Here is a 5,492-nt window from a genome sequence, read left to right on the forward strand (position 1 = left end):
CCGAACGGTTTGACCTCAGTGGAAAATCGATCTCCTGCATTTTACCCATTTTTCCAAACGGACAAAGTATCGATCTCGACATACCGCTACTGGGGATTTCAATCGATTTGGCAATACCCCTTGCCAAGAAACTCAGACAATCGGACACTAAGACTTGACCATATCAGTTGCGAGGTGTTTCGGTGAAAAGAGTTCTCGGCATTATTCTCGGTGGTGGGGCAGGTACTCGTTTGTACCCCCTAACCAAACTCAGAGCCAAGCCTGCGGTTCCCCTAGCAGGTAAATATCGTTTAATCGATATTCCGGTCAGTAATTGTATCAATTCAGACATCCACAAGATGTACATTCTGACCCAGTTCAACTCCACATCCCTCAATCGACATGTCAATCGCAGCTACAATTTTTCTACCTTTACCGAGGGTTTTGTCGAGATTCTCGCCGCTCAGCAAACTTCTGACAGCCCCGGTTGGTTCCAGGGAACGGCCGATGCCGTGCGCCAATATATCTGGCTGCTGAAGGATTGGGATGTCGATGAATACCTGATTTTGTCGGGAGACCATCTCTACCGCATGGACTACAGTCTATTTGTCAAGCGTCACCGGGAAACCAACGCCGATGTCACCTTGTCTGTGGTTCCCATCGACGAAAAACGGGCCTCGGATTTCGGCTTGATGAAAATCAACGATGCCGGTCGGGTGATTGACTTCGCCGAAAAGCCCAAGGGTGAAGCTCTCAAAGCCATGGAAGTGGATACTCAAGCATTAGGATTGACTGCCGAACAAGCGGCAAAAAGTCCCTATATCGCTTCGATGGGAATTTACGTTTTCAAGAAAGACGCTTTGATCGATCTGCTCGAACAAGCACCCGAACAAACAGATTTCGGGAAAGAAATTATTCCCGGTGCAGCAGGAGATTACAATCTTCAGGCCTATTTATTCAATGGCTACTGGGAAGATATCGGAACCATCGAGGCCTTTTTCGATGCCAACTTGGCGCTGACGAAACAACCGGAACCACCTTTTAGTTTCTACGATAAAGATGCCCCGATTTATACCCGCGCTCGTTATTTACCTCCGAGCAAGTTGCTCAATTCTCGGGTCACCGAATCGATGATTGGGGAAGGATGCATTCTCAAAGATTGCCGGATCGATCGCTCGGTCTTGGGGGTTCGTACCCGTGTCGGGGCTGATTGTGTCATCGAAGAGTCCCTGCTGATGGGCGCAGACTACTATCAAGCGTTTGCAGAGCATAATTCTCACGCAGAAGATAGCAAGATTCAAATCGGTATCGGTGCAAAGACGACGATTCGTCGTGCAATTGTCGATAAAAACGCTCGCATCGGTCAAAACGTTCAAATTGTGAATAAAGATCGGGTGGAAGAATCCAATCGCGAGAGTTTGGGATTTTATATTCGCAATGGCATTGTCGTCGTGCTCAAAAATGCGACAATTCCCGATGGAACGGTGATTTGAAGTCCATTACGTGCATCTATGGGTTTCGACCGTCCGATGGGGCAAAAAATTCCGCCATCGATCGGGCGAAGCCAGCAAAGGAACTGTAATCCTCAGAGACGATCGCCACTTGCATCCCTAATCTTTTGGCATTGGCGGCAGTATAGGGACCAAAACAAGCGATCGCACATCCCGCATAATCGTGCGGGGAATCGATCGTGCGAATAAAACTTTCAATTTCTGCGCTGCTACTGAAGGCGATCGCGTCAATTTGACCTTGACATACGAGATTTAGTTCGATTTCGTAGCGATTCGGGAGCGATCGCCGGGTGGTATAAGCCGGTACGCGGGTGACGTTCATCCCTAAGTTCTCCAAGGCGGCAATAAAGTTGGGGACAATATTGGGTTCTCGAAGATCGACGACCTGGGGTACGGGAACGAGGATGCTTTGGGAGGCGATATCGGCAACGCCAGAGAGTTCCATGGCAATTCCATGGGGACTCGGTTCGGTGGGAACCATGTCTGCACGAATGCCCAATTCGGTGAGTCTGCTGGCATCTCGACCGATCGCGATCGAACGGCAGTTCGTAAGTGCCGATGGGGATAACCCCAAACGATCGAGGCGTTCGGCAACGGCATCGATGCCGTTGCGACTGGTAAAGGCAATCCAATTAAATCGATCGAGCTGTTGGAGGGCGCGATCGAGATCGGTATAATCTTCCAGCCAACAGGTTTCGATGGTGGGCATCAAAATCGGGAGTCCGCCAATATCAACGATCTGCTGCGCTAATCTCGAAGCATAGGTTCGCGGCGCGGTGATGAGGATGCGCTTACCCCAGAGGGGAAGTTGGTGGGATGGAGTGAGCCGGTGAGGATGGGACATTCGGGAGACGGGGGACGGGTAGAACTTACAAGTGTATGTTTTTTGAGATTCAGTGTGAAATGGGGCAGGGGAGGCAAAACCCTTGAAATCTCCTTCGACACCAACGAGCGATCGTATCGATTGTGACGTATCGATGGTGAAAAGCACTCCCTTGTAAGGAGAGAGAGGGGAAGAATCGCAACTTATCCATTGTTAATTGTTCGTCGTCCGTTGTCCATTCATCCCCTATATCGAGGAAGCGTACGGTGTCAGGTAGGATAGGGAGTGTTTACTTTGACACTTGGCGAACTAACCGATTTATGAAACCTGTTTTCTTCGGATCGAAGCTGCTTGCCCTCGTGCTGGGGACACTTATCTCCCAACCCGCCTGGGCACAGGATTCGATCGTGCTTTTGCAGGCAGTTTCTCAACTGACTCGGGACTACGATTATTTAATCGATGTCTGCTATGAAAGTCAGGGACGAGAAGCCCTAGAAGCTTGCGATCTCGCCTTGGAGATTAAACCGGAAGATGCCACGACTTGGACGAACCGAGGCACGAAACTCGACGAACTCGGACAACTCCGAGCTGCCTTAGCGTCCCACGATCGAGCCATCGAACTGACATCGAATTATTCTCTGGCATGGGCGAATCGATGTTCGGTTCTCATTGGTCTGGGTCGAAATCCCGAAGCCGTTGAATCCTGTCAGGCAGCGATTCGGGGTGACGGTCGCTGGGGGGGCATGGGAGAAGTGCTTGCTTGGTATAACCTGGGGGTGGCACTGCACTACCTCGAACGGAACGAGGAAGCGCTCACCGCCTACAATCGGGCGATCGAACTCAAACCGAACGATGCCGATATCTGGAATAACTTGGGTTTGGTGTTGGAAGGTTTGGGGAGGCTAGAGGACGCCATGGAAGCCTACCAACGGGCCGTTTCCCTCGATCCGACTCATTCCTTAGGCAGAAGCAACATCAATCTCCTTCAACCACGACTCGACTGAGAACGTTAGCCGCAAGTTGGGGAGATCGCAGGAATCGTCTTTTCGGGGTTTGCTTTTAGAGAAAGATGCATTTCGACAGAATTTTAACATTGGGAAAAATAAGGAAAAAAGACGAGAGAATCTAGAAGATGGCTTTTTTCTAACTCCATCGTTGAATGCTTTTTCAATTCGTCGGTCGAACTGAGGTGACTCGGGATAAGTTTTAGGGTTCGCAGCCAAATATGACGCTCGATCGGTTACGATCGCCAGGGCGATCTTCACTCATTTTTTTGGCGAATGTCTGTTTACGAACAAATTTACGCGATCGTCTGTCAAATTCCCCCCGGTAAAGTCGCGACCTACGGACAAGTTGCAACATTGGCAAATTTACCGGGTCGGGCGCGTTTGGTGGGATATGCCTTGTATCGGGTAGACTCTATGGCAGACGATATTCCCTGGCATCGGGTGGTGAATGCGAAGGGGGAAATTTCTCATTCTCCCCAGCGACGGGGAACCGATTACCTCCAACGATCGCTTTTGGAAGCCGAAGGCATTGAATTTGGCGATCGCGACAATATTAATTTACGTCAGTATTTGTGGCAGCCGCTTGCATCAGGGGATTTTGGGGAGGCTGGCGGAACGTGAATCGTGACTTATCAATTTGTTATATCAAGTTCGGATAATTAGTTCTAATTAAGCGCGATCTCGAACTTTATATTTTTAACCGTGACTCTTTTCATGAAAATACATTAAAGAGTTCCGGAATCTTCTATTTTGACTTGAAGAAGTAGTAAAGCCAGGTACCAAAAGTTGAATTAAATCGTACGCTTCAATATAATTCGACTCAATTTCAAACCAAAAAGTTCTGAGATCGGAATAAATTTTACAGTCTTGTTTTTTTGAAAACAAGACCTATTTTTCTAAAATTTAATAATTAGATCGAGCTGAAATATTACCCTACTTAGGTACTGTCTTGAAGTTGCAAAAAGATTACGATTAAGACATGAGAAAGGCATGAAAAACGATAATTTAAGACCGATCTTAAATCTGGCACAATGCCAATTCATAAAAATCAAATATTAGGAGATAGCCTTGTTATTTTATACCGACCCAACCCACTCTAACTTACTCGCCAGTCAAGGTGCTCTGGAGTATTATCGAGACATTGTCCGAGCATTTTATACGAACTCCGCTCGCATTCCCAACTCCAACTTCACCCCGATCGAAGCCTTCAGCAAACTCACCGCAGAAACTCCAGCCCAAACCTCGACGGTTTCCTGGATTGCATTCCCAAAATCGGCCGTAGCAACGGTTGCCCAAATCGATCGACAGCGCATCCAATTACAGGACGAATATGTCGAGTGGCACACCCAAAGAGATAGCAATGGTGCCGTCACCGAGATTATATTTACCACAGAATTTGTCGAGTATTACCAAGCTCTCGCTCGCGTTAGTTTCGATGCTCTCGTTGCGGGTATTCGAGCGGTGATTCCCGGCGCCAACCCAACGGTGCGCGAATTACTCGGAACAGATACCGATCGCCCCTTAGATCGCGATCTCCGATTCCGCGAACACTTACCCCAAAATCCCTGGAATAACGGCGAGAAAGGGATTCTCTGTCTCTCCCAAGGGGCAAATACCATGAGCGCCTTGTTTACCCTCGTCCACCAGTGCGGCATTCCCAAACCCGAGATCGATCCGGCAGAGGTTTGCGATAACGTCAGCTGTCTGCGCGCGCGCAACTCCGACCCCTTTATCTGTATTGCCTGCCAAAATCAAGCCCAGGGGTCTCGTGCCTTGAGTTTAGCCGACCCGGTGGGCATCAAAATTCTCAAGCTGGGTGGAATTTGGGCCGTGGATGGCGAACGCATTGCCATCGCTAATCCCGATGGCAATCGAGGTATTTGGCAGGTCAGTCGCGGCGGACGGCGGGCCGTGCTGAAAGTGGTTCCCGGTCTGACCCTCGATGGCAGTCCCATCACCATGGGAACCCAGGTTTCAACTCAGCTATCGGTGGGTGTGGATGTGATTACCGCCCCCGAATCCGCTTTACCCCTGTGGGCGAGAACCGGACAGGAGGTGCTGGTATGAGGACGGCAAACAATGCGATCGTTCGAGGGGTTGTTGCCCTGGTTGTTGCCCTGGTTGTATTCCTGGGAATGTCGATCTGGGGGATTTCCCCCGCCCACGCTCAAT

General features: G+C 49.5%; 5 protein-coding genes. 4 read left to right on the plus strand and 1 reads right to left on the minus strand.

What is annotated here, in order from left to right:
• The first annotated feature begins 182 nt into the window (after window positions 1-182).
• Window positions 183-1,472, plus strand: a complete 1,290-nt coding sequence (locus IQ235_RS17560) for a glucose-1-phosphate adenylyltransferase (RefSeq protein WP_264322722.1) — start codon at window positions 183-185, stop codon at window positions 1,470-1,472.
• A gap of 16 nt (window positions 1,473-1,488) precedes the next feature.
• Here IQ235_RS17560 and IQ235_RS17565 read toward each other — a convergent pair whose 3' ends face one another.
• Window positions 1,489-2,334, minus strand: coding sequence for a uroporphyrinogen-III synthase (locus IQ235_RS17565; protein ID WP_264322723.1), 846 nt, complete (start codon window positions 2,332-2,334; stop codon window positions 1,489-1,491).
• 299 nt (window positions 2,335-2,633) lie between these two features.
• Between IQ235_RS17565 and IQ235_RS17570 the strand changes: the two genes are divergently transcribed.
• The 3 genes from IQ235_RS17570 (at window position 2,634) to IQ235_RS17580 (ending at window position 5,387) form a co-directional block, all read left to right on the plus strand.
• A complete protein-coding gene (locus tag IQ235_RS17570) occupies window positions 2,634-3,317 on the plus strand; it encodes a tetratricopeptide repeat protein (protein WP_264322724.1) in 684 nt (227 codons plus the stop codon).
• A 276-nt stretch (window positions 3,318-3,593) separates the two neighbouring features.
• Complete coding sequence (locus tag IQ235_RS17575; RefSeq protein ID WP_264322725.1) at window positions 3,594-3,941, plus strand: MGMT family protein; 348 nt, start codon at window positions 3,594-3,596, stop codon at window positions 3,939-3,941.
• Window positions 3,942-4,388: 447 nt separating this feature from the next.
• Window positions 4,389-5,387, plus strand: a complete 999-nt coding sequence (locus tag IQ235_RS17580) for a DUF8225 domain-containing protein (RefSeq protein WP_264322726.1) — start codon at window positions 4,389-4,391, stop codon at window positions 5,385-5,387.
• Window positions 5,388-5,492 lie beyond the last annotated feature (105 nt).

It is taken from the genome of Zarconia navalis LEGE 11467, from assembly GCF_015207075.1.
Taxonomy (GTDB): Bacteria; Cyanobacteriota; Cyanobacteriia; order Cyanobacteriales; family Geitlerinemataceae; genus Zarconia; species Zarconia navalis.